Origin of the sequence: Terrabacter sp. 2TAF16, from assembly GCF_052115065.1 — a bacterium.
Classification (GTDB): Bacteria; Actinomycetota; Actinomycetes; order Actinomycetales; family Dermatophilaceae; genus Terrabacter.
The window spans coordinates 25,971-47,667 of record NZ_JBFRFZ010000019.1 but is presented as its reverse complement, the minus strand read 5'-3'; the positions used below and the strand labels follow the sequence as shown (position 1 = coordinate 47,667).

Annotated in this window: 23 protein-coding genes and 1 rRNA gene; 15 read left to right on the top strand and 9 right to left on the bottom strand. The window is 71.1% G+C overall.

Annotation, left to right across the window (positions count from 1 at the left end):
- Window positions 1-9 precede the first annotated feature (9 nt).
- Window positions 10-126: ribosomal RNA gene (rrf, locus tag AB4Z14_RS20620) — 5S ribosomal RNA — on the top strand.
- 101 nt (window positions 127-227) lie between these two features.
- Here the strand turns inward: rrf and AB4Z14_RS20615 are convergent.
- Window positions 228-1,418 carry an ROK family protein gene (locus tag AB4Z14_RS20615; protein WP_442276856.1) on the bottom strand — a complete coding sequence of 397 codons (1,191 nt, stop codon included), beginning with the start codon at window positions 1,416-1,418 and terminating at the stop codon, window positions 228-230.
- Window positions 1,419-1,483: 65 nt separating this feature from the next.
- Here AB4Z14_RS20615 and xylA point away from each other — a divergent pair, with 65 nt between their 5' ends.
- Window positions 1,484-2,662 (top strand): xylose isomerase, encoded by a 1,179-nt coding sequence (xylA, locus tag AB4Z14_RS20610; protein ID WP_442276855.1) that lies wholly within the window; start codon window positions 1,484-1,486, stop codon window positions 2,660-2,662.
- 117 nt (window positions 2,663-2,779) lie between these two features.
- Here the strand turns inward: xylA and AB4Z14_RS20605 are convergent, their stop codons facing one another.
- Window positions 2,780-3,139, bottom strand: a complete 360-nt coding sequence (locus AB4Z14_RS20605) for a VOC family protein (RefSeq protein WP_442276854.1) — start codon at window positions 3,137-3,139, stop codon at window positions 2,780-2,782.
- A 106-nt stretch (window positions 3,140-3,245) separates the two neighbouring features.
- Between AB4Z14_RS20605 and AB4Z14_RS20600 the strand changes: the two genes are divergently transcribed.
- The gene (locus tag AB4Z14_RS20600; RefSeq protein ID WP_442276853.1) at window positions 3,246-3,590 is read left to right on the top strand and encodes a DUF2200 domain-containing protein; all 345 of its coding nucleotides are present in this window, start codon (window positions 3,246-3,248) and stop codon (window positions 3,588-3,590) included.
- 38 nt (window positions 3,591-3,628) lie between these two features.
- Here AB4Z14_RS20600 and AB4Z14_RS20595 read toward each other — a convergent pair whose 3' ends face one another.
- A complete protein-coding gene (locus tag AB4Z14_RS20595; RefSeq protein ID WP_442276852.1) occupies window positions 3,629-4,318 on the bottom strand; it encodes a TetR/AcrR family transcriptional regulator in 690 nt (229 codons plus the stop codon).
- A gap of 116 nt (window positions 4,319-4,434) precedes the next feature.
- Between AB4Z14_RS20595 and AB4Z14_RS20590 the strand changes: the two genes are divergently transcribed.
- A complete protein-coding gene (locus tag AB4Z14_RS20590; RefSeq protein ID WP_442276851.1) occupies window positions 4,435-5,487 on the top strand; it encodes an NAD(P)-dependent alcohol dehydrogenase in 1,053 nt (350 codons plus the stop codon).
- Here the strand turns inward: AB4Z14_RS20590 and AB4Z14_RS20585 are convergent.
- Together AB4Z14_RS20585 and arr are read right to left on the bottom strand one after the other, a co-directional pair.
- Entirely contained in the window at window positions 5,465-6,028 is a 564-nt protein-coding gene (locus AB4Z14_RS20585) for a GNAT family N-acetyltransferase (RefSeq protein WP_442276850.1), read from the bottom strand. The genes AB4Z14_RS20590 and AB4Z14_RS20585 overlap by 23 nt on opposite strands.
- A 22-nt stretch (window positions 6,029-6,050) precedes the next feature.
- Window positions 6,051-6,998: an NAD(+)--rifampin ADP-ribosyltransferase gene (gene arr / locus AB4Z14_RS20580; protein WP_442276849.1), complete on the bottom strand. Its 948-nt coding sequence runs from the start codon at window positions 6,996-6,998 to the stop codon at window positions 6,051-6,053.
- A gap of 143 nt (window positions 6,999-7,141) precedes the next feature.
- On the opposite strand from arr, the gene AB4Z14_RS20575 reads away from it, so the two are divergent.
- The 3 genes from AB4Z14_RS20575 (at window position 7,142) to AB4Z14_RS20565 (ending at window position 10,263) form a co-directional block, all read left to right on the top strand.
- Window positions 7,142-7,726, top strand: a complete 585-nt coding sequence (locus AB4Z14_RS20575) for a carboxymuconolactone decarboxylase family protein (RefSeq protein ID WP_442276848.1) — start codon at window positions 7,142-7,144, stop codon at window positions 7,724-7,726.
- The gene (locus tag AB4Z14_RS20570) at window positions 7,723-8,601 is read left to right on the top strand and encodes an RNA polymerase sigma-70 factor (RefSeq protein WP_442276847.1); all 879 of its coding nucleotides are present in this window, start codon (window positions 7,723-7,725) and stop codon (window positions 8,599-8,601) included. Before AB4Z14_RS20575 ends, AB4Z14_RS20570 begins: the two co-directional genes overlap by 4 nt.
- A gap of 84 nt (window positions 8,602-8,685) precedes the next feature.
- Window positions 8,686-10,263 (top strand): phospholipase D-like domain-containing protein, encoded by a 1,578-nt coding sequence (locus AB4Z14_RS20565; RefSeq protein WP_442276846.1) that lies wholly within the window; start codon window positions 8,686-8,688, stop codon window positions 10,261-10,263.
- Between the two features lie 42 nt (window positions 10,264-10,305).
- On the opposite strand, the gene AB4Z14_RS20560 is transcribed toward AB4Z14_RS20565, so the two are convergent.
- Entirely contained in the window at window positions 10,306-11,112 is an 807-nt protein-coding gene (locus AB4Z14_RS20560) for a GTPase (RefSeq protein ID WP_442276845.1), read from the bottom strand.
- Window positions 11,113-11,320: 208 nt separating this feature from the next.
- Window positions 11,321-12,571: a threonine/serine ThrE exporter family protein gene (locus AB4Z14_RS20555; protein WP_442276844.1), complete on the bottom strand. Its 1,251-nt coding sequence runs from the start codon at window positions 12,569-12,571 to the stop codon at window positions 11,321-11,323.
- Window positions 12,572-12,697: 126 nt separating this feature from the next.
- Here AB4Z14_RS20555 and AB4Z14_RS20550 point away from each other — a divergent pair, with 126 nt between their 5' ends.
- On the top strand, window positions 12,698-12,913 hold the full coding sequence (locus AB4Z14_RS20550) for a hypothetical protein (protein ID WP_256793928.1): 216 nt from the start codon (window positions 12,698-12,700) through the stop codon (window positions 12,911-12,913).
- Window positions 12,914-13,011: 98 nt separating this feature from the next.
- Here the strand turns inward: AB4Z14_RS20550 and AB4Z14_RS20545 are convergent, their stop codons facing one another.
- Window positions 13,012-13,860, bottom strand: coding sequence for an alpha/beta fold hydrolase (locus tag AB4Z14_RS20545; RefSeq protein ID WP_442276843.1), 849 nt, complete (start codon window positions 13,858-13,860; stop codon window positions 13,012-13,014).
- A 68-nt stretch (window positions 13,861-13,928) separates the two neighbouring features.
- Between AB4Z14_RS20545 and AB4Z14_RS20540 the strand changes: the two genes are divergently transcribed.
- From AB4Z14_RS20540 to AB4Z14_RS20525, 4 genes are all read left to right on the top strand, one after another.
- Window positions 13,929-14,534, top strand: coding sequence for a TetR/AcrR family transcriptional regulator (locus AB4Z14_RS20540; RefSeq protein WP_442276842.1), 606 nt, complete (start codon window positions 13,929-13,931; stop codon window positions 14,532-14,534).
- Between the two features lie 112 nt (window positions 14,535-14,646).
- Complete coding sequence (locus tag AB4Z14_RS20535) at window positions 14,647-15,336, top strand: response regulator (protein WP_442276841.1); 690 nt, start codon at window positions 14,647-14,649, stop codon at window positions 15,334-15,336.
- Window positions 15,337-15,436: 100 nt separating this feature from the next.
- Window positions 15,437-16,336, top strand: coding sequence for an NAD-dependent epimerase/dehydratase family protein (locus AB4Z14_RS20530; RefSeq protein ID WP_442276840.1), 900 nt, complete (start codon window positions 15,437-15,439; stop codon window positions 16,334-16,336).
- Window positions 16,333-17,373 carry a zinc-dependent alcohol dehydrogenase family protein gene (locus AB4Z14_RS20525; RefSeq protein WP_442276839.1) on the top strand — a complete coding sequence of 347 codons (1,041 nt, stop codon included), beginning with the start codon at window positions 16,333-16,335 and terminating at the stop codon, window positions 17,371-17,373. Before AB4Z14_RS20530 ends, AB4Z14_RS20525 begins: the two co-directional genes overlap by 4 nt.
- A 111-nt stretch (window positions 17,374-17,484) precedes the next feature.
- Here the strand turns inward: AB4Z14_RS20525 and AB4Z14_RS20520 are convergent, their stop codons facing one another.
- Window positions 17,485-17,877 (bottom strand): VOC family protein, encoded by a 393-nt coding sequence (locus AB4Z14_RS20520; protein ID WP_442276838.1) that lies wholly within the window; start codon window positions 17,875-17,877, stop codon window positions 17,485-17,487.
- A gap of 135 nt (window positions 17,878-18,012) precedes the next feature.
- Between AB4Z14_RS20520 and AB4Z14_RS20515 the strand changes: the two genes are divergently transcribed.
- The 3 genes from AB4Z14_RS20515 to AB4Z14_RS20505 all read left to right on the top strand — a co-directional run bounded on the left by AB4Z14_RS20515 (window position 18,013) and on the right by AB4Z14_RS20505 (window position 21,665).
- Entirely contained in the window at window positions 18,013-18,747 is a 735-nt protein-coding gene (locus AB4Z14_RS20515) for a DUF72 domain-containing protein (RefSeq protein ID WP_442276837.1), read from the top strand.
- A 195-nt stretch (window positions 18,748-18,942) separates the two neighbouring features.
- Window positions 18,943-20,247, top strand: a complete 1,305-nt coding sequence (locus tag AB4Z14_RS20510) for an MFS transporter (protein ID WP_442276836.1) — start codon at window positions 18,943-18,945, stop codon at window positions 20,245-20,247.
- Complete coding sequence (locus AB4Z14_RS20505) at window positions 20,244-21,665, top strand: FAD-binding oxidoreductase (protein ID WP_442276835.1); 1,422 nt, start codon at window positions 20,244-20,246, stop codon at window positions 21,663-21,665. The genes AB4Z14_RS20510 and AB4Z14_RS20505 overlap by 4 nt, the downstream gene beginning before the upstream one ends.
- The last annotated feature ends 32 nt before the right edge of the window (window positions 21,666-21,697 follow it).

Below are 21,697 nucleotides of genomic sequence, written 5' to 3'. Positions count from 1 at the left end.
CCATAGAGTTTCGGCTGTCATAGCGAAGGGGAAACGCCCGGCTCCATTCCGAACCCGGAAGCTAAGCCCTTCAGCGCCGATGGTACTGCACTGGTGACGGTGTGGGAGAGTAGGACGCAGCCGGACAACCATTCACGACAACCCCGCCAGGACACCTGGCGGGGTTGTCGCATTTCTGCGTCCACTCACGCCACCAGAGCGCCTTTCCCGACGGAAAGGCGCTCTTCTCAGTGTCCGAGCACCTCAACGGGATCTCGGACGAGCTCGTCCAGGGCGAGCAGGGCGGCCCCCATGGCTCCGGGCGCGGGGTCGTCCGACGCGATGACGACCCGCGGACGGACCCAGCGTCCTGACAGCACCCGCCTGCCGAGGATCTCCTCGACCTCCGGGGTGAGCAGGTCACCCACCTGCGCGAGGTGTCCGCCGAGGACGACGGTGGGGATGTCGAGGACGTTGACGACGCCCGCGAGGGCGACGCCGAGAGCCCGGGCTGCCGATCGGGTGGCCGCTCGCGCCTTCTCGTCGCCGTCCCGGGCCCGGGCCGCCAGCTCGGACGGCGTGGTGGACGCGTCGAGTCCCGCGGCGTCGAGCATGGCGAGCCGGCCGGCATACTGCTCGAGGCAGCCGGTGGAGCCACATCGGCAGGGGGGTCCGTCGGGGTCGACGCAGACGTGGCCGATCTCCCCGGCCCAGCCGTGACGGCCGGTCATGACGTCGCCGTCGACGACGATCGCTCCGCCGATGCCCACCTCACCGCTGAGGTAGATGAAGTCCTGGGGCTGGTTGTCGCGCCCGGGTGCCGGATGGGCGTACGCGTGCGCGGCGAGGTCGGCCTCGTTGCCGATGCGCAGGGGCAGTCCTCCGAGTGCGGCCTCGAGCGCGGCGCCGGGCACGACGTCCTCCCAGCCGAGGTTGGGGGCGCTGAGCAGGCGACCGGCCCCGACGTCGACGATGCCGGGCAGCGCCAGGCCGGCGCCGACGACGTGGCAGCCGAGGGGGGCGCTCTCGAGGACCCGGCCGGCCATCGTCCTCAGACGACGCAGGGTGCTCCCGGGGCGTGAGCCTGCGAGGTCTGCGGTCTGGAGCCGCTCGGCGAGCACCGTCCCCGTCAGGTCGACGAGGCGCACCGTGAGGTGGCCGACGCCGACCTGGAGGCCGAGCGCGGCGAAGCGACCGGTCGACGCCCGGAGGGGGGTGGCCGGACGACCCGGGCGTCCCGGCCCGCCGACGACCGACTCGACCTCCTCGAGGATGCCGCCGTCGACGAGCTCGTCGACGAGGCGCGAGACCGTCGAGCGGGTCAGCGACGTGACCACCGCGACGTCGGCGCGAGACGGTGGGGAGTCGGCGGCGAGGACGGTGCGCGCGACGAGGGCGAGGTTCGCGTGGCGCAGACTCGCCTGGCGCAGGTTGGCCATGCCTTGACCCTAGCCGGTCCACGACGTAAGTTGCATGACACAACTAATCATCTCGAGGAGTCGCAATGACGCGCCAGCCCACCCCCGACGACAAGTTCTCCTTCGGCCTGTGGACCGTGGGCTGGACCGGCACCGACCCCTTCGGCGGTCCGACGCGACCCGTCCTCGACCCGTGGGAGTACTCCGACAAGCTCGCCGAGCTCGGCGCGTGGGGCATCACCTTCCACGACAACGACGTCTTCCCCTTCGACGCCGACGACGCGACCCGCGCCCGCATCACCGGGCAGCTCAAGGACGCGACCGACCGCGCCGGCCTCACCATCGAGATGGTCACGACGAACACGTTCAGCCACCCCGTCTTCAAGGACGGCGGACTCACGGCCAACGACCGCGGCGTGCGCCGCTTCGGCCTGCGCAAGGTGCTCCGGGCCGTCGACCTCGCTGCGGAGATGAGCGCCTCGACGTTCGTCATGTGGGGCGGTCGCGAGGGCAGCGAGTACGACGGGTCGAAGGACCTCCACGCCGCCTTCGACCGCTACAAGGAGGGCCTCGACACCGTCGCCGGCTACATCAAGTCCCAGGGCTACGACCTGCGGATCGCCTTGGAGCCCAAGCCGAACGAGCCGCGGGGCGACATCTTCCTCCCGACCGTCGGGCACGCCCTGGCCCTCATCGCCGAGCTCGACCACGGCGACATCGTCGGCCTCAACCCCGAGACGGGGCACGAGCAGATGGCGGGCCTCAACTACACGCACGCGCTCGGCCAGGCGCTGTGGAGCGACAAGCTCTTCCACATCGACCTCAACGGCCAGCGCGGCATCAAGTACGACCAGGACCTCGTCTTCGGCCACGGCGACCTCGTCTCGGCCTTCTTCACCGTCGACCTCCTCGAGAACGGCTTCCCGGGGGTGCCCGACGGGCCGCGCTACACCGGTCCGCGGCACTTCGACTACAAGCCGTCGCGCACCGAGTACATGGACGGCGTGTGGGAGTCGGCCGAGGCGTGCATGGCGATGTACCTCCTGCTCGCCGACAAGGCCGCCGCCTTCCGCGCCGACCCGCGCACCGCCGAGGCGTGGGCGTATGCCGGCGTGCTCGACCTCGCCGAGCCCACCCTGGGTGCCGGCGAGTCGCTCGAGGACTTCCTCGCGACCGACGACGGCTTCGACGCCGAGAAGGCCGCCGAGCGCGACTACGGCTTCGTCCGGCTCAACCAGCTCGCGCTCGAGCACCTCGTCGGCTGAGCTGCCCGAGCGCGGGCGCTGGCGGCTGACGCGTCCGTCGACGTGTCGGTCGTCGTGTCAGTCGTCGTGTCAGTCGACGGGTCAGTCGTCGTGTCAGTCGACGGGTCAGTCGTCGTGTCAGTCGACGCAGAGGCAGAAGGGGTGGCCGGCGGGGTCGAGGAAGACGCGGAACGACGTGCCCGGCTGGGTGTCGTGCTTGGTCGCACCGAGCGCGAGGACCTCCGGCTCGGCCGCGTCGAGGTCCTCGACCATGACGTCGAGGTGCATCTGCTGCGGCACGACCTGGCCGGGCCACTGGGGCGAGCTGAAGTCCTCGACCTGCTGGAAGCAGATGCACTGGCCCGTCTCCGTGTCGCGGATCTCGCCCCATCCGTCGGACGCCTTGACCGTCCAGCCGAGCAGGGTGCCGTAGAAGGTGGCGAGTGCCTCCGCGTCGGGGCAGTCGATGACGAAGCTGGGATAGCGAGCGATGGCCATGGCGAGAACGCTATGACGTCTCCCGGACGAAAAGCGTCCGTATGCCGTGTGCTTCTTCCCCGTCCCACGCGCGGTCCGGCGTCGGCGGCATCGCTACCCTCGAAGCATGGAGCACCGCATCTTCACGACGTCCGTCGCGTCCGTCTACCCCCTCTACGTGAAGAAGCTCGAGCGCAAGGGCCGCACCAAGGCCGAGCTCGACGAGGTCATCGAGTGGCTGACCGGCTTCGACGACGAGGAGCTCGACCAGCACCTGGCCGCCGAGACGACCTTCGAGGGCTTCTTCGACCAGGCGCACCTCAACCCGAAGGCGTCCGCGATCACCGGCACGGTCTGCGGCATCCGCGTCGAGGAGGTCGAGGACCCGCTCATGCAGAAGATCCGCTACCTCGACAAGCTCGTCGACGAGCTCGCCAAGGGCAAGGCGATGGAGAAGGTCCTCCGAGCCTGAGGCACTGAGGCACTGGGGCAGTGTGACGGTGCGACCGTCTAGGACGCCGTGCCGCGGCGCACCCGCGCCTCGAGCGCGTCGAGGACGAGGTCGAGGCCGTAGTCGAACTCGAGGCCGAAGTCGTAGCCCGGCAGCAGGACGTGGCCGGTCGTGAACTCGAGCAGGTTGGGGTAGTCGGCGGCGAGGTACTCCAGCATCATCGATTCGGCCACCTCGCCCACGGTCTCCGGGCCGTTGATCGGCAACGAGGCCTCGGACATGGCGAAGCCGTAGACGTAGGAGTCGATGAGGGCGTACGCGTGTGCCGTCAGTGCGAGCGAGAAGCCGGCGCCGCGGAGGCAGCCGATGACGGCGTCGAGGTGACGCAGGGTCGCCGGCCCCGGGCTCGTGCGTGACTGGAGCAGCGGGATGGCCCACGGGTGGCGGCGCAGGACCGTGCGCGCGGACGCGCAGCGGCGGTGCATCTCTGCGCGCCAGTCCCCTTCAGTGGCAGGCAGATCCATCTCGCCGAAGACGCGGTCGACGATGCCGTCGATGATCTCGTCCTTGCCGCCGACGTAGTGGTAGATCGACATCGGCTTGGTGCCCAGCTGCTCGGCGACGGCGCGGATCGTCAGCGAGCCGAGCCCGCCGTCGTCGGCGACGCGCATGGCCCCGTCGAGCACCCGGTCCCGGCTCAGCGCCGCGCGGGTCGAGGGCGCGGGGCTGCCGCCTCTGCTCGTCGTCACGTCGTGCCTCTCGGTGCTCGTCTCGCTGGCCCCTAGCCAGCGTCGTACTTAGTACGCTATCGTGTTCGTACTAAGTACGACGCGATGGGCGCGCCGCTGACGAGGGAGAAGCAGTCATGAAGGACCAACCGGCCGCCGTCATCGGTGGGAGCGCGTCAGGTCAGTCGCACCCGGTCGCGAGCACGATGCAGGCCGTCGTCCAGGACGGCTACGGCACGTCCGACGTCCTGCGCGTCGCCGAGATCGCCCGTCCCGTCTTCGGTCCCCGCAAGGTGCTCGTCGAAGTCCGTGCCGCCGGCCTCGACCGCGGCACGTGGCACCTCATGCAGGGCAAGCCGCGGCTGCTGCGCCTCGTCTTCGGCCTCCGGTCGCCGAAGCAGCCCGTCATCGGCCGCGACGTCGCCGGCGTCGTTGTCGAGGTCGGCTCCGAGGTGACGGCGTTCGCCGTCGGCGACGAGGTCTTCGGCGTCGCCCCGGGCTCGGTCGCCGAGTACGCGGTCGCCCGCGAGGACAAGCTCGCCCACCGTCCGGCCACCGTGACGTGGGAGCAGGCCGCGGTCGTCCCCATCTCCGGGGGCACCGCCCTGCAGGCCGTCGTCGACGCGGGCCGAGTGGCCGAGGGGCAGAAGGTGCTCGTCACCGGCGCCTCCGGCGGAGTCGGGTCGTATGCCGTCCAGCTCGCAAAGGCGGCCGGGGCCGAGGTCACCGGGGTGGCCAGCGCGGCCAAGGCCGACCTCGTCCGTGCCCTGGGTGCCGACCACGTGCTCGACTACGCCGTCGACGACGTCGCGGACGGGACGCGCCACTACGACCTCATCATCGACATCGCGGGCCTGTCCGAGCTCTCCCGGCTGCGGCGCGCGCTCACGCCGAGGGGCACCCTCGTGCTCGTCGGTGGCGAGGGCGGCGGCGACTGGACGGGCGGCACGATGGGCCGACAGCTCCGGGCGCGGCTGTCGTCGGCCTTCAGCGGTCAGCGCCTGACGAGCGTCATCGCACAGGAGCGGGGCGCCGACTACGTGCGGCTGGCCGCGCTCCTCGAGTCGGGCCAGGTCGTGCCCAGTCTCGAGCGGGCCTACCCCATGGCCGAGACCGTGGACGCGATGAGGCACCTCGAGGCCGGCCGGGTCCGCGGCAAGATCGCCGTCACGGCACGGTCCGGCGCATGACGCAGTTGCCCTGGCCCTTGGCCCGGACGTAGTCGAAGCCGGCCCGCTCGTAGAGGGCCCGGGTCCCGTCGTAGAGGACCGACTTCTTCTTGCCGTCGTTGTCGTGCGGATAGCCCTCGACGACCCCGCCACCGGACGCGGCCACGAGGTCGAGGACGCCCTGCAGCACGAGGTCCGACAGGTGCTGCCGGCGGTGGCGCTTGTCGACGAAGATGCACGTGATCCGGTAGTCGGGCAGGAGGTCGAGCTCCTCCTCGTACTGCTTGCGGTGGTAGATGTTGGGCAGCTCCGCGGGAGAGCCGAACTGAGCCCAGGCCACGGCCTCGTCCCCGTCGAAGGCGAGCGCGGCGTGCGCCCGGCCTTCCTCGACCAGGCGCTTCTTGAGGTCCCAGTTCGCCTCGTACTCGCGCTCCTTCTCCCAGCTCATCGTGTGGAACCACGTGCACCAGCACCCACCGAAGACGCCGCCGTGCCGCTCGATCATCGCGGCGTACGCGTCCCACGTCTCGGGTGTCAGCGCCTTGACCTCGTAGTCCGTCATCGTCCCCCTCCTCGGTCGGTCCCTAGTCGTCCATGGCCTCGATGCCGAGCTCGGCCAGCTCGCCCATGCGGGAGCGGATGTGCTCGACCATCGCGGCCGGCGGCGGCTCCCAGCCGACGATCTCCTCGACGACGCGCAGTGGCTCCGTCGTGCGGTAGGAGCGGGTCGGGTTGCCCGGGAAGCGCTTGTCGGTGACGTTCGGGTCGTCCTCGATCGTGCCGACGGGCTCGACCCGGAAGACGCGCGGCGGCCCGTCGCCGCGGGCCAGCTCGGCGGCGAGCGGTGCGCCCTCGCGGCTGGCCGTGAGGTAGATGTGCTTCGACTGCCGGCCCGAGCCGTAGTTGGAGCGCCACCCCGGCGTGAGCAGCTCGCCGACGGCGACGTCGGCTCGCGTCCCGTGGAAGAAGGGGCCCGGGTCGTCGACGACGCGCGGCGTGGGCGGCGGGTCGCGGAGGAGGCTGTCGAGCCGGGTCATGAGCGCGGCGACCCGGGTGCGCCCGTGCGGCGCTCGCGGGTAGCGACCGAGCACGTCGAGCAGCTCTGGCGTGGCCCGCTTCGCGGCAGCCGTGACGACGTACTCCGCGACGACGGGGTCATCGCCCCGGGCGAGCTCGGCCGCCCGGGCGGCATGGGCCGCCGCCCCGAGGATGTGGCGCACCTGCGTCGCCTTGGCCAGTGGGTGGAGGTATGCCGCCGCGGAAGCGTCGCCCGCAGCGGTTGCCGCGTGCCGGGCGGGCTCGGTCGACGCCTCCTTCGCGGCACGGTGGGCGTCGGTAGCGGCCGTCCGCTGGAGGCGCGAGCGCGGAGCACCCTCGGCGAAGACTCGCGCCGCGTCGAGCGCGGCCGCGGGGCGCGGGTCGTCAGGCTCAGCCCGCTCGAAGAGGAGGAGCGAGGGCTCGGCGCACGACACGGCATACGCCACCACGGCGCGGAGCTCGTCCGTCGTCAGCTCGAAGTCACCGGTCTGCATCCCTCCGAGTTTTCCACGGAGGCGACCCGGGAGCGGACGCTGCGGCCCGGCGTTCTCGATGTCTTGGCGGCGGGATGTCACATCCGGGGCGCGGACGGTGTCTTCATGTCGACGCAACCCCGACGTTCCCCCGAGGAGTAACCATGACCACCAGGATCCAGCCGAAGCCGATCACTGGCGCGTACGGCGCTGTCGTGAAGGTCTTCAGCCGCAGGATGTTCGGCCAGGTGCCCGAGTCGCTCGGTGTCATGTGGCACCACGTCCCGGCGCTCAAGGCCGGCATGCGCTTCGGGCAGCAGCTGCAGAAGTGGGACGCGTGCGACGAGGGCCTCAAGTCCTTCGCGCACATGGCCGTGGCGTCGCTCGTCGGCTGCACGTGGTGCCTCGACTTCAACTACTTCATGGCCAAGAACCACGGCCTCGACGTCGATCGGGCGCGGGAGATCCCGCGCTGGCGCGAGTCCGATGTCTTCACGCCGCTCGAGCGGGAGGTCATGGCGTACGCCGAGGCGATGAGCCAGACGCCGCCCACCGTCACCGACGAGATGGTCGAGAGCCTCGAGGGGCAGCTCGGCAACGCCGGGGTCGTCGAGCTGACGACGGTCATCGGCTACGCCAACCTCACGACGCGCTCGAACGTCGCCCTCGGCATCGAGTCGGAGGGCTTCGCGTCGGCGTGCGGTCTCAAGCCGATGGCCGAGCGCACGGCCGTACGCTCGACGGCATGAGCCGGGACCCGTTCCTCGACCACCGCAGCCTGCTCTTCACGGTGGCCTACGAGATGCTCGGGTCGGCGGCCGACGCCGAGGACGTCGTGCAGGAGACGTGGCTGCGGTGGGCCGACCTCGGTGACGACGCGCGCGCCGAGGTGCGCGACCCGCGGGCCTACCTCGTGCGGATCGTCACCCGGCAGGCGCTCAACCGGCTGCGGACGCTCGCCCGCCGGCGCGAGGACTACGTCGGCGAGTGGCTGCCGGAGCCGCTGCTCACGAGCCCGGACGTCGCCGAGGACGTCGAGCTCGCCGAGAGCGTGTCGATCGCGATGCTCACGGTGCTCGAGACGCTGACCCCGACCGAGCGGGCGGTCTTCGTGCTCCGCGAGGTCTTCGATGTGCCCTACGACGAGATCGCCGAGGCCGTGGGCAAGGGGACGGCGGCGGTGCGCCAGGTGGCCCACCGCGCGCGCGAGCACGTGGCGGCCCGTCGTCCCCGGGTGGCCGTCGACCGGTCGGAGCAGGAGCAGGTGCTCGAGCGCTTCATGGCCGCGGTGACGACCGGTGACGTGCAGGCGCTCATGGACGTGCTCGCCCCGGACGTCGTCCTCGTCGCCGACGGCGGCGGGCTGGCTCAGGCCGCCCGGCATCCGGTCACCGGCGCCAAGCGGGTGGCGAACTTCCTGTCGGCCTTCCCCCGCGTCAGCGAAGGGGCCCAGATCGCGACCCTGTCGCTCAACGGCGGGCGTGCGGTGCGGATCGACCTGCCGGCCTTCGGGACGACGGTCGTGAGCGTGGACGTCGAGGACGGCCGGATCACCCACGTCTACGCGATGCGCAACCCGATGAAGCTCGAGCGGCTGGGGCAGGAGGCCGAGCTGACCCGCTGACCCCGGCTCACGGCATACGCGATCGACGGACGCGTATGCCGTCGGGAGCGCTCGCGGCCGTCCCGGATGGGGCATGCTCGGTGCATGGTCGAGCCTGCTGACTGGTTGCTGACCCGGGCCGAGCGCGGCAACCCGACGACCCGGGTCGACGCGCTGCACGGTGATCTGGCGTGGTCCGAGGGCAACCACGTGCGTCCGCTCATCCACGGCGCGACGTACTTCCGCGCGCTGCACGACGCGCTCGAGGCGACGGGGCCGGGCGATCTCGTGCTCTTCACCGACTGGCAGGGCGATGGCGACGAACGGCTGACGGGTGAGCCCGGCAGCGAGGTGGTCGAGGTGCTCTCCCGTGCGGACCGGCGCGGCGTCGTCGTCTACGGGCTGGTGTGGCGCTCGCACCTCGACCAGACCGGCTTCTTCGCCACGGAGAACCGTCACCTCGGGGAGCAGCTGGCGAAGCGGGGTGCCAAGGTGCTGCTCGACATGCGGGTGCGCACGGGTGGATCGCACCACCAGAAGTTCGTCGTCATCCGGCACCGTGACGACCCGACCCGCGACGTGGCGTTCGTCGGCGGGATCGACCTCGCGCACAACCGGCGGGACGACGCGACGCACGAGGGTGACCCGCAGCCCCAGCGCCTCGCCGACGAGTACGGCGCGCACCCGCCGTGGCACGACGTCCAGACGGCGATCCAGGGGCCGGCGGTCCACGACGTCGAGACGGTCTTCCGGGAGCGGTGGGAGGACCCGACGCCGTTGACGCGGGCTCCGTGGCGACGCGCGGCCGACCAGGCCCGAGGTCTGGCGAGCTCGCCGGCGCCGCTCCCTGAGCAGTGGCCGCCGCCGCCGCCCGCCGGGGACCACACGGTGCAGCTCCTCCGGACCTATCCCGACCTCAGGCACGGCCGCGACTATCCCTTCGCCAGGGGCGGGGAGCGCAGCGTGGCGCGGGGCTACGCCAAGGCCGTGCAGCGGGCGGAGCGTCTCGTCTACGTCGAGGACCAGTACTTCTGGGGCCACGACGTGGCGCGCGTCTTCGAGGAGCAGCTGCGGATGCAGCCGGGCCTGCACCTCGTCGTCGTCATCCCGCTCGTCCCCGACCTCGACGGGGTCAACCGCGTGCCGCAGCTGCTCGGTCGTGACCGAGCGATCGCCCGACTGAAGGCGGTCGCTCCCGGCCGCGTGGCGGCATACGGCCTCGAGAACCATGCCGGTGTCCCCGTCTACGTCCATGCCAAGGTCTGTGTCATCGACGACACGTGGGCCGGCATCGGCTCGGACAACTTCAGCCGCCGCTCGTGGACGCACGACTCGGAGCTGTCGGCCGTCGTGCTCGACGAGGCGTATGCCCGCGACCTGCGGCTCAGGCTGGCCGCCGAGCACCTCGACCGGCTGAAGGCGGTGGGCGACCGCGGACTCGAGGCGGCGATGGACGACTGCCTCGATCCGGCAGGGATGTTCGAGGCCTATGCGAGCCGTGCCGCAGAGCTCGAGGCCTGGCACGCGGGCGGCAGGTACGGGGCGCGGCCGCCCGGGCGGTTGCGCCTGCTGCCGATGCCGCAGCTCACGGCCGGTCAGCGGGCGTGGGCGCCGCTGCCGCTCGACCTGATCCACGACCCCGACGGCCGGCCGAAGGCGCTCCGGGAGACCGACCGCTACTGACGTCGGTCGGTACCGGTCGGTGCCGCTCGGAAATGCCCCGGGTCAGGCGTGGCCGCTGAGCTGGCCCAGGCGGGTGGCGAGGGCGTCGACCATGGCGCCGGCGCGCTTCTCGGGCAGGGGCGACTTGCGGTCGCCGCCCCGGCTGGAGACGGGGAGCACGTCGATCGAGAGCTTGGCGCCGCCGGCGAGGGCGCGCAGCGCGTCGACCTTGTCGCCGAAGGGCGTGCCGCTGCCGGGGGAGTAGTAGTGGACGGCCTCGTCGACGCCGTCGGGGTAGAGGTCGGTCTTCGTCACGGCGATGATGAGCCAGATCGGCTTGCTGCGGCGGACGGCCAGCGAGGCGATGCGGTGCGAGGTGATGGTCCAGTCCTCGAGCTCGGCGGCGAGCTGCTCCTCGCGGGTCGCGGTGGCGACGCCGCTCGTGCCGCCGGCGCGGCGCGGGGTGGCGTAGCCGTTGGCCACGACGTGGATGAGGCCGTCGACCGGCTCGTCGTGGAAGACCTCGTCGAGGGCGGCGAGGCGGGTGGCGGCGTTGTCGCCGGGGACGACGAGGAAGCGGAAGCCGTGCAGCTTGGCGCCCTTGCGGGTGCGGCGCTCCATGGTGGCCGAGCCGACCTCGGCGGCGGCGTCGTCGGTCGAGCGGCGTGAGAGGCGGTCGACGAGCTGGCTCTTGCCGACGCCGGTCATGCCGGTCACGGCGACCATGGGGTAGCGGTCGCGCAGCAGCCGGCTCAGGCGCTCGGGGGCCTGGGCGAGGGCGGTCAGCAGACCGGTGGCGACGGTCGCTCCCAATGCGGTGCGACTCGACGTCGGCAGGATCGTCCTGATCCGGGATGAAGTCTGAGACACGGTGCCTCCTCGGCGTGCTGGTCTGGGGCCAGTTGACCCTAGAGCCTACGTTCCGTACCCCCGGTGGCGCTGTCCGCACCGGCGGGCAACGCGCAACACCCCGTCCTGGCGAGAGGACAGGGTGTTGCGTCTCCGACTCTAGCCGTACGCCGTGGGGTCGTATGCCGTGCCCTCGTATGCCGTGGGGGTCGTATGCCGTGGCCGCGGTTCACGTGGTGGGGTCGACGCGTGCGACGGGGGTCGCGAGCCGCCCGCGCAGGGCGCGGCCGACGGAGGAGCCGACGAGCAGGCCGAGCGAGATGGCGATGGCCACGCCGAGCAGGCCGAGGGCGACGTCGGTGGCCGACTCGCGTCCGGCGGCGAGCTCGGTGACGCCGACGAGGCCGAGGCTGCCGGGGACGAGGAGCCAGAAGGCGGGGAGGAAGAGGACGAGGCGCGGCAGCTGCGGGCGGCGCAGCTCGACGACGCTCGCGCCGAGGCTCGCGGCGATGGCGCCGAGGAAGCCGCCGAGGGCGATCGAGCCGACCTCCTGCCCGGCCACCTGGGCGCCGAAGGCGAGGCTGAGCACGAGCAGGACCCAGCCCTGCATGCGCAGCGGGACGCCTTCCATGAGGCAGATGCTCGCGCCGATGAGGATGAGGCCGACCACCGCGCCGGCCCAGCCGATCTCGTCCACGCGGAGGTTGACGAGGGTCGGCGTCGGGACCCGGAGCAGGGCGGTGGCCATGAGCAGGCCGAGCGCGAAGAGGCCGAGCTGCGCGAGGCCGTAGGTGAGCCGAGCCGAGCCGGCCTGCATGTGCCCGGAGGCGAGCTCGGACATGCCGTTGACGACGAGGGCTCCGGGGAGCAGGACGGCGAGCGGTGGTAGGACGGTGCGCAGCGGGCCTTCGAGGAGCCCGGCGTTGGCGGCGCCGAAGACGGCGAGGGACACGGCGAAGGCGGCGAGGGTCGGGAGCAGCGCCTTGACGACCTCGTAGCGCTCGGCGAGCTGGACGAGGGCGAGGACGATGAGGGCGCAGGCCGCGGCCGCGGCGATGTTGGCCCAGCCGGGCTGGAGGATGAGGGCGATGCCGACGGCGAGGACGGGCCAGGCGAGGGCGACGAGCCACGCCGGCTGCTGGACGGGGCGCTTGGCCGTGGCGGCGAGCTCGTCGCGGGCGGCGGGGATGGTCAGCACGCCGGTGACGAGCTGGTGGCGGATGAGACGGACGCTCGCCGACTGGTGCAGGCGCAGGCCGGGAGGGGCCGAGCGAAAGGTCGACGGGCCACCCGGGGTGAGGCTGATCATGAGGCCGGTGGGGCCGACGGCGGTCTGGACCTCGGGGAATCCGAGGCGGGCGCTCACCTCGGTGAGCTCCTCCTCGATCTCCTGCACCGGCTGCCCGGTGGCGATCATGGCGGTGCCGAGCTCGGCCAGCAGGGCGCGGGTCTCGGTCTGCCGGTCCGCGTCGTCCTGCATGGTCGTCATCATGTCAGCGGTTGAGCCGCTGGGAAGAAAGTCCGGGCGGGCTGCATCCGGACGCATCCCCCGTGCGGAAAAGGTGTTGATGGGTGACTCGCACCCACCAACAGAAAGGGATGTCTCATGAAGCGCATTCTCGCCACGGGGTCCATCGCCGTTCTCGCCATGGTCGGCTTCGCCGGCAGCGCCTCCGCAGCACCGTCCACTTCGGCGTGCTTCGGTCAGGTGCACAAGACGGTGAACAGCGGCGGCGTCCCGGGATTCGAGAACGTGGGGCAGCTCGTTCAGGCCGTCGGCGGGGGCCAGGCCAAGAACGCAGTCGCAAAGTCTCTCTGCTGAGAGGCCGGCTCCTCACCCAGTGATCGACAGCGGCGGCTCGGATCCGGACCCTCGGACCCGAGCCGCCGCTTCACGTGCCGTCAGCGGTCGGTGTGCGATCACGCGAGCCGCTCCCAGAACCCGCGGATGTGGCAGGACAGGGCCGCCGGCTGCTCCAGCGGGACCAGGGTGCGAGCTCGCTCGACCGTCACTGCCATGGCGTCGGGTGCCACGGCGGCGGCATCCTCGGAATCCTGCGGACTCCAGTCGCCGCGGTCGTCGGACGCCACGAAGAGGCTCGGGACCGTGAGGTCTGCGAGCTCGGCAGTGACATCGACCCGGTTGAGGATGAAGGACCGGACGGCCAGGGCCATGCTGCGGCGGGTGGGGCGCGCCAAGGACTCCTCCACGACCTGGCGCAGAGGCGCACGGTCGCGAGAGGCGTCGGTGAGCATGGCCTGGAGGATCGCCGTGCGCACCGGCCCCACGGGTCCTGCCGTGCGAAGGATCGGGAGCAGGAGCGTGATCTGCCGGCGCAGCGACGCGTCGACCGGCTGGGCCGGTGAGCTGACGGCCACGAGACTGCGGAGCAGCCCGGGTCGCGCGGCGAGCTTGAATCCGACGTGCCCGCCGAACGCGTTGCCGACCCAGTCGACCGGCCCGTCCACGCCGAGTCCGACGAGCAGGTCGCTGGCCGCGTCGGCGGCGCCAGCGATGTCGCTGGCCTCGCGCAGGGGCTCGCTGAGTCCCAGTCCGGGCGGGTCGACGAGGGCGTACCGGCGCCCCTGAGGCAGCAGCGGCAGCACGGGATCCCAGGTGTGGCTGTCCACGAACATCGACGACCACAGCACCGTCGTGGGTCCGTCGCCGACGAGACGGACGTGAAGCCGGCCGAGCCGGGTGGGCACGAGGGCGGTGCTCTCGTCGAGCGTGCCTTCGCTGCCTGAGGCGGGGGTGTGCTGGTCCATCGAGTGCTCCTTGGTTGAGTTGATCTTACTGAGACTGACATGAATATATTGAGGTTAGCATTGCTCGCATGAAAGATGGGGCGGCTCGTGCGTACCGGATGACGGCCCGGGCGGAAGCGGCCGAGCGGACCGGCCAGCGGATCATCGACGCGATGCTCTGCCTCTACGCCGACGTCCCGTACGACCGCATCCGGCTCGAGGACGTCGCGTCGGAGGCGGACGTCACGGTGCAGACGGTGATCCGGCGCTTCGGCACGAAGCACGGACTGCTCGCCGCCACGGTCGAGCGCGAGCTCTCTCGCCTTGCCGCCGACCGTGCGGCCGCCGTGGGGGAGAGTCCCGAAGCCACGCTGCACTCGCTGGTCCGCTACTACGAGAATCACGGCGCGCTGATCCTCAAGCTCTACGCCGAGGCGGGGCAGGCGCCCGGTGTGCCTGAGCTCGCCGCCCGCAGCCGCAGCTACCACGTGAGCTGGTGCCGGGAGGCCTTCGCCGAGCGCCTCGACGGCATTCACGACAGGGCGACGCGAAGACGCCGGCTGGCCCAGGTCGTCGCCGTCTGTGACGCCACGACGTGGCGGATCCTGCGGTTCGACGGCGGGCTCACCGCCCGGCAGACCGAGGAGGCGCTCCGCGAGATGCTGCTCCCCCTGCTCCCACCAGTCGGGGCGTGACCGGCGGCCGCGCAGTCGCCGGCGAGTTGTGCTCGGCGCTCGCCGGGCTGGCGCGCCTCGACGAGCTGGACCTGGCGGCCAAGCCGGCCCAGTCGTGCGCGAGGATGGGACGGTGACCTCGGCCGCGGATCGCATCCGCGTTCTCATCGTTGACGACCACGGCCTCTACCGCCGGGGGCTGCAGACCGTGCTCGCCGTCGAGGACGACATCGAGGTCGTGGCACAGGCGGCCGACGGGGTCGAGGCGGTCCACCAGGCCGAGGAGTTCCTTCCCGACGTCATCGTCATGGACGTCGGTATGCCGAAACGCGGAGGGATCGAGGCGTGCCGGATCATCAAGCAGCGCGTCCCTTCGGTGCTGATCCTGATGCTCACCGGCTCCGACGATGACGCTGACCTCTTCGAGGCGATTCGCGCCGGCGCGGACGGCTACCTCCTGAAGAGCGTCATCGAGGACATCGCGGCCGGCATCCGTGGGGTGGCGAACGGCGAGTCCCAGCTCTCGCCCGCGATGGCCACCAAGCTGCTCCTCGAGTTCAAACAGATCAGCACCTCACCCCCGGCTCAGCCGCGTACGCCGGCGCTCGAGCTGCGCCCGAGCCTGACCGACCGGGAGGTCGACGTCCTACAGCGCGTCGCGCAAGGCCGACTCAACCGGGAGATCGCCGACGAGCTGAGCATTACCGAGAACACCGTCCGGAGCCACATCCGCAACATCCTCGACAAGCTGCAGATGCACACGCGCATGGAGGCGGCCATGTATGCCGTGCGCCAGCGGCTCATCGATCCCGGCGTCGACTGAAGAGCTGATCCGAGTGCGTTGCGTGGCGCGGGAATGCGTCTGGCGGCTCACCGTCCGAGCGTGCCCGGGTTGTGCGCCGGATCGGTGATTGGATCGAGGCATGCGCATCTTCTTCACGGGCGGCAGCGGCAAGGCCGGCAAGCACGTTGCAACGTTCCTCGCCGAGCAGGGGCACCAGGTCACGAACGCCGACCTCGTCCCGCTACGGCATACGGCCGTCGACGACCTCCGGGTCGACCTGACCGACGCCGGCGAGGTCTACTCGGCGCTCGCGGGACTGGCGCGCTTCGACGAGCTCGACCTGCCGGCCAAGCCGGCCTACGACGCCGTCGTGCACTTCGCCGCGGTGCCGGCGATCCTGCTCACGTCGGAGGCGAAGACGTACGCGACGAACGTGCTCAGCACGTACAACGTGCTCGAGGCCGCGACGCGGCTCGGCGTGCGCAAGGTGATCTTCGCGTCGTCGGAGACGACGTACGGCGTCTGCTTCGCCCAGGGCGAGCGGCGGCCGCTCTACGTGCCGGTCGACGAGGAGCACCCGACGGTGCCGGAGGACTCCTACGCGATGTCGAAGGTCGCCAACGAGGTGACGGCACGCTCCTTCCAGGCCCGCACCGGCTTCGACATCTACGGCCTGCGCATCAACAACGTCATCGAGCCGCACGAGTACGCCGAGATGTTCCCGCCGTTCCTCACGGACCCGGGGCTGCGGCGGCGCAACATCTTCGCCTACATCGACACCCGCGACCTCGGCCAGATGGTGCAGCGCTGCCTCGAGGTCGACGGGCTGGGCTACGAGGTCTTCAACGTCGCCAACGCCGACATGTCCGTCGCCGCGACGACCGACGAGGTGCGCGAGCGCTTCTACGACGGGGTGGAGCTGCGGCGGCCGATGGGGCGCAACGAGACCTTCTACTCCATCGACAAGGCGCGCGACCTGCTCGGCTACTCGCCTCAGCACTCGTGGCGTGACGTCCTGACGGACCCGCACGCGTCGTGAAGGCCGTCGTCTACGACGACTACGGGCGTATGCCGGAGCTGCGGGACGTGCCCGAGCCGCCGTGTCCGGACGGTGGCGTCGTCATCGCCGTGAGGGCGACGGGCGTATGCCGTTCGGACTGGCACGCGTGGAAGGGGCACGACCCCGTGTCGTTGCCGCACATCCCCGGTCACGAGCTGGCCGGTGTCGTGGCGTCGGTGGGTGCTGGCGTGCATGACTGGGTGGTCGGCGACCGCGTGACGGTGCCCTTCGTGTGTGGCTGTGGTGTGTGCTCGTGGTGTCTGGCCGGCGAGGCGCAGGTGTGCCCCGACCAGACACAGCCTGGTTTCACGGGGCCTGGGTCGTTCGCCGAGCTCGTGGCGATCCACGCAGCCGACACGAACCTCGTGCGCCTGCCGGACTCGGTCGACTTCGTGACGGCGGCATCGCTGGGGTGCCGGTTCGCGACGGCGTTCCGGGCTCTGACGACACATGGGCGCCTTGGCGCGGGCGAGTGGCTGGCCGTGCACGGGTGCGGCGGGGTCGGGCTGTCGGCGGTGATGATCGGGCTTGCACTCGGAGCGCGGGTGATCGCCGTCGACGTGAACCGGGCTGCGCTGGAACGCGCTGGGTCGTTGGGAGCCGGTGCTGTGGGTCTCATCGATGCCTCGGCCGAAGACGACGTCGCTGAGCTGATCCGAGAAGTCACCCAAGGCGGAGCGCATGTATCGATCGACGCGTTCGGGTCACCTGACTCGGCCGTTGCTTCGCTGCGAAGCCTGCGTCGCCGCGGCCGCCACGTGCAGGCCGGCCTGCTGCTCGGACCCAACTCGACCCCGCCGCTCCCTATGGACCAGGTCATCTCCCACGAGCTCGAGATCTACGGCTCCCACGGCATGCCCGCCTGCGACTACCCGGCGATGCTCAGCCTGATCGAGGACGGCACGCTCCGCCCGGCTGACCTCGTCGGCCAGGTCATCGGCCTCGACGAAGGCGCCGCCGCCCTCGCCGCGATGGACACCTCGGGAACCACGGGCATGACCGTCATCAGTCTCTGATGTCGCCGCTGCCCCCGGAGGGCTGGGGCGATCGGGCAGGTCGACCCGGAGAACACGCGGGCGCGGTCTCCGCATACGGAATGCGTGGCTCTGTGGTGGGGCCGCTGGACGTCAGGTGCCGCTCTCGAGGGCGAACGTGTTGCCGTCCGGGTCCTGGATCCATGCGATGCGACCGCCACCGGCTCGCGGGGCGATCCCCCTCACGTCCTGCCCGAATCCGTCGTAGTGGACGAGCTCGACACCGGCCGCGGCCAGCTCGTCGACGACGTCGTCGAGGTCATCCACGTACCAGGTGGCGAGTGTCGCCGAGGTCGTCCCTGCTGTCAGTGACTGGTAGACGTTGAGGGCCAGCGCGCCGCCGGAGCCGTAGACACGGCCGCCGTCGGCGATCTGGGCGCTGGGCCCGGATCCCAGCGGCTCGAGACCCAGCTTGCCTTCGTAGAACGCGACCGCACGGCCGATGTCGGACACCGCCACCGACGCTCTCAGGGGAAACTCGCTCAACGGCACGGCCTGACCTCCTCGATGCAGCGTGGACGGACGCCTGCCATTGTCGTCCTCGCGTCACCGCCCGGAACTCGACCTCACCACCTGTGCCTCGACTGGCCGTCATGAGCCTCGACATCCGACGCACCGGGTATGGGTAGGTCCGTGGACGTTCGGGTAGGGCTCTGCGGTTGGACGGTCTCTCAGGCGGCGTACGTACGACGCTTCGACGTCCTCGAGGTGCAGAACACCTTCTACGACCCGCCGGCGGACGCCGTGCTGACGCGCTGGCGCACCCAGGTGCCCGACGACTTCGAGTTCACGATGAAGGCGTGGCAGATCGTCACCCATGAGTCCAACAGCCCTACCTACCGCCGTCTGAAACAGCCTCTGCCGGAGAGTGCCAACGGACGGGTGGGAGGGTTCCGGACGACGCCTGAGGTCCTGGCGGGTTGGGGACGGACTCTCGAGTGCGCCCGCCTCCTGCGGGCCACCGCGGTGCTGCTCCAGTGCCCGAAGAGCTTTCGCCCGACAGTCGAGAACGTCGGTCGGCTGCGGAGCTTCATCTCTCAGGTGAAGCGGCCGGCCGGTCGGCTGCTGTGGGAGCCCCGTGGTGAGTGGCCCACGGAGCTGCTCAAGGAGCTCTGTGCCGAACTGGACCTGGTGCACGTGGTGGACCCGATGCAGACGGAGACGGTGACACCGGAGCAGACGTACTACCGCCTGCACGGCACCACGGGCTCGCGCCACGTCCATACCGATGACGAGCTCCGCCGCTTACGAGACCTGGTCGACGGCCGCCCGAGGCCGTACGTCATGTTCAACAACCTGCCGCGCACCGGCGACGCAGAACGCTTCCTAGACCTGCTCTCGAGCAACGCTGTGTGAAAGGCGCGATCCGAGGATGCGGGCGCCTGTTCGCGGCGGTATCGGCGTTCACAGTGGGCGGTTGCGTACTAGAGGTTTCACCTGTGCAGCTGCGCCATCGATGGAGGAATGGTCCATCGTGGCGCGCCCCCGGGCTGCGTAGCGTCGGCCTCGATCGAGCGGCGACGAGGCCGCCCACCGAGCCAGGAGCTTCCCATGGCGCTGAGCGAGACCCCTGTCCCCGTCCTCTCCGAGGCCCCCGACACCCCACCTGCCGCCGACGCTCCTGCTGCCGCAGCCCCCAAGCTGCGCCGGATGTCCTTCGGCCTCCTGCTCGTCTACGTCGCGATCCTCGCGGTGAACTCGGGGGGCGCCGGCATCCTGCTGCCGAACATCGTGGCGCGGCTCGACGAGGCGAGCAAGATCGGGAACCTCGCCATCGTCACCACGGTGGCCTTCATCGCCAACATCTTCGCCCAGCCCGTCGCGGGTGCCCTGTCCGACGCGACCAGGTCGCGTTTCGGGCGCCGCACGCCGTGGATGGTCGGTGGCGCGCTGGTCACGAGCGGCTTCCTCATCGGTCTTCCTCTGGCACAGTCGGTCCTGGGCGTGGCCCTCGTGTGGCTCGCCGTCCAGGTCGGCGTCAACGCCATCCAGGCCGCCGCGACGGCTCTCGTGCCCGACCGCTACCCCGCCGCCCGTCGCGGCGGTGTCTCGGCGATGATCGGAGTCGGGATCACGATCGGCAACGCCGTGGGCGCCGTCGTCGCCGGCGGCACCGCCTCCAGCGGGAGGCTTCCCTACGCGATCCTCTCGGCGTTGGTCCTCGTCATCATCGCGGTCTTCGTCCTGGTGAACCGCGAGGAGTCGAGCACCGACCTGCCGCGGCAGCGGACGACCGCCACGGAGTTCCTGCGTGGGTTCTGGGTCGACCCCCGCCAGCACCCCGACTTCGCGTGGGCGTTCGGGTCGCGCTTCCTCATGGTCATCGGCTTCTACGGCGCACAGACCTACGGCCTGTACATCCTGCGCGACTACATCGGCCTCAGCGACGCCGAGTCCAACTCCTTCGCCGCGACGATGGGTGTCGTCCTCCTGTTCGGCGTCCTCCTCTCGGCGGTCGTCAGCGGCTGGGTGTCCGACCGGGTGGGACGACGCAAGCCTTTCATCGTGTGGTCGTCGGTCGTCATGTCGATCGCACTCGCCATCCCGCTCTTCGTGCCGACGACCCAGGGCGTCCTGGCCTACGCGTTCCTCCTCGGGCTCGGGTTCGGTGCCTACATCTCGATCGACCTCGCCCTCATGACCGAGGTGCTGCCGGCCCGGCTCCAGGGCGCGAGCAGCGCAGGCCGCGACCTGGCCATCCTGGGCCTGGCCACGACACTCCCGCAGGCGATGAGTCCCTCGATCGCCGCGGGCCTCGTGACCCTCACCGGCGGCTATCCCGTGCTGTTCGTCGCCGGCATCGTGTTCGTGATGCTCGGCGCGCTGGCCGTGCGGCCGATCAAGGCAGTGCGATGACCGTCGCGTCCCTGCCTGACGTGGCGGGCCGCCCGGGCACCCCCGGGGCTCCCGACCTCCGTGTGCTGGCGCACCAGCTGCCGGCAGGCACGCTCATCACCGACCCGGTGTCGGTGGAGCGGTACTGCCACGACGAGGCCGAGTGGGCGCCGTGGGCGGCCCCCCTGGCGGTCGCCCGGCCGGCCGATGCGGAGCAGGTGCGCGCCATCGTCCGGTGGTGCCTCGTGCACGAGGTCCCCATCGTGCCGCGGGGGGCCGGCACGGGCTTGTCCGGCGGCGCCAATGCCGTGGCTGGTGGGATCGTCGTCAGCTTCGAGAGGATGACGGCGGTGCTGCGGATCGATCCCGTCGAACGCCTCGCGGTGGTCCAGCCGGGCGTCGTGAACGACGACCTGCGTGCGGCCTGTGCCGAGCACGGCCTCTGGTACCCGCCGGACCCGGCCAGCTCGCCGTGGTCGACCATCGGCGGCAACGTCGCGACCAACGCCGGCGGAGTGTGCTGCGTCAAGTACGGCGTCACCGGCGACTACGTCCTGGCCCTCGAGGTGGTCACCGGCACCGGCGAGCTGGTCCGCCTCGGCCGCGAGACGGCCAAGGGGGTTGCGGGCTATGACCTCGTGTCGCTGCTCGTCGGCTCCGAAGGCACGCTCGGGCTGGTCACGGAGGTCACCGTGCGGCTGCGTCCGGCTCGGCCGCCGGAACACACGATCGTCGGCTTCTTCGACTCGCTCGTGGCGGCCGGTGAGGCTGTCGCCGCCGTGGCCCGTGCCGGTGCGGTGCCGTCGGCGCTGGAACTGCTCGATCGGCACTGTCTCACCGCCGTCAACGACTGGAAGAACCTCGGCATCGAGGCCGACTGCGAGGCCATCCTGCTCGCCCGGGTCGACGGTCCCGGTGCTGCCGGCATCGCCGAGGCCGAGTCGGTGCTGGCCTGCTTCGAGGGCTCGGGGGCCACGTGGGCCGCCCGGTCGGAGGACGACGCCGAGGCCGACGCGATGTTCGCGGCGCGGCGACTCGCCTACCCGGCGCTCGAGCGGCTCGGGCCGGTCCTCACCGAGGACGTCTGCGTCCCCGTGGGGCGGGTCCCGGACATGCTGGCTCGGGTGCAGGCGATCGGGGAGCGACACGACGTCCTCATCGCCAACATCGCCCATGCCGGGGACGGCAACCTGCACCCGCTCATCATCACCCCACCGGGTGACGAGGCTGCGCAGATGCGGGCCCAGGCCGCGTTCGCGGAGATCATCGCCGAGGCCCTGGCCTGCGGCGGCACGGTGACCGGAGAGCACGGCGTGGGCCTGCTCAAGCGCGCAGGGCTCGAGGCCGAGCTGTCCCCGGTCGTCGTGGAGATGCACCGCTCGATCCGTCGGGCCCTCGACCCCAAGGGGCTGCTCAACCCGGGAAAGGTCATCGCCTGACGGGTGCCCCGACCTGCCATGGGTCAGGATGG

Coding starts and splice junctions, on each gene's coding strand:
- AB4Z14_RS20570 (WP_442276847.1), top strand. CDS start 7,723: ATGAGCCGGGACCCGTTCCTCGACCACCGCAGCCTGCTCTTCACGGTG.
- AB4Z14_RS20550 (WP_256793928.1), top strand. CDS start 12,698: ATGAAGCGCATTCTCGCCACGGGGTCCATCGCCGTTCTCGCCATGGTC.
- AB4Z14_RS20530 (WP_442276840.1), top strand. CDS start 15,437: ATGCGCATCTTCTTCACGGGCGGCAGCGGCAAGGCCGGCAAGCACGTT.
- AB4Z14_RS20510 (WP_442276836.1), top strand. CDS start 18,943: ATGGCGCTGAGCGAGACCCCTGTCCCCGTCCTCTCCGAGGCCCCCGAC.
- arr (WP_442276849.1), bottom strand. CDS start 6,998: ATGCAGACCGGTGACTTCGAGCTGACGACGGACGAGCTCCGCGCCGTG.
- AB4Z14_RS20575 (WP_442276848.1), top strand. CDS start 7,142: ATGACCACCAGGATCCAGCCGAAGCCGATCACTGGCGCGTACGGCGCT.
- AB4Z14_RS20505 (WP_442276835.1), top strand. CDS start 20,244: ATGACCGTCGCGTCCCTGCCTGACGTGGCGGGCCGCCCGGGCACCCCC.
- AB4Z14_RS20540 (WP_442276842.1), top strand. CDS start 13,929: ATGAAAGATGGGGCGGCTCGTGCGTACCGGATGACGGCCCGGGCGGAA.
- xylA (WP_442276855.1), top strand. CDS start 1,484: ATGACGCGCCAGCCCACCCCCGACGACAAGTTCTCCTTCGGCCTGTGG.
- AB4Z14_RS20515 (WP_442276837.1), top strand. CDS start 18,013: ATGGGTAGGTCCGTGGACGTTCGGGTAGGGCTCTGCGGTTGGACGGTC.
- AB4Z14_RS20615 (WP_442276856.1), bottom strand. CDS start 1,418: ATGGCCAACCTGCGCCAGGCGAGTCTGCGCCACGCGAACCTCGCCCTC.
- AB4Z14_RS20600 (WP_442276853.1), top strand. CDS start 3,246: ATGGAGCACCGCATCTTCACGACGTCCGTCGCGTCCGTCTACCCCCTC.
- AB4Z14_RS20605 (WP_442276854.1), bottom strand. CDS start 3,139: ATGGCCATCGCTCGCTATCCCAGCTTCGTCATCGACTGCCCCGACGCG.
- AB4Z14_RS20590 (WP_442276851.1), top strand. CDS start 4,435: ATGAAGGACCAACCGGCCGCCGTCATCGGTGGGAGCGCGTCAGGTCAG.
- AB4Z14_RS20545 (WP_442276843.1), bottom strand. CDS start 13,860: ATGGACCAGCACACCCCCGCCTCAGGCAGCGAAGGCACGCTCGACGAG.
- AB4Z14_RS20565 (WP_442276846.1), top strand. CDS start 8,686: ATGGTCGAGCCTGCTGACTGGTTGCTGACCCGGGCCGAGCGCGGCAAC.
- AB4Z14_RS20585 (WP_442276850.1), bottom strand. CDS start 6,028: ATGACGGACTACGAGGTCAAGGCGCTGACACCCGAGACGTGGGACGCG.
- AB4Z14_RS20555 (WP_442276844.1), bottom strand. CDS start 12,571: ATGCAGGACGACGCGGACCGGCAGACCGAGACCCGCGCCCTGCTGGCC.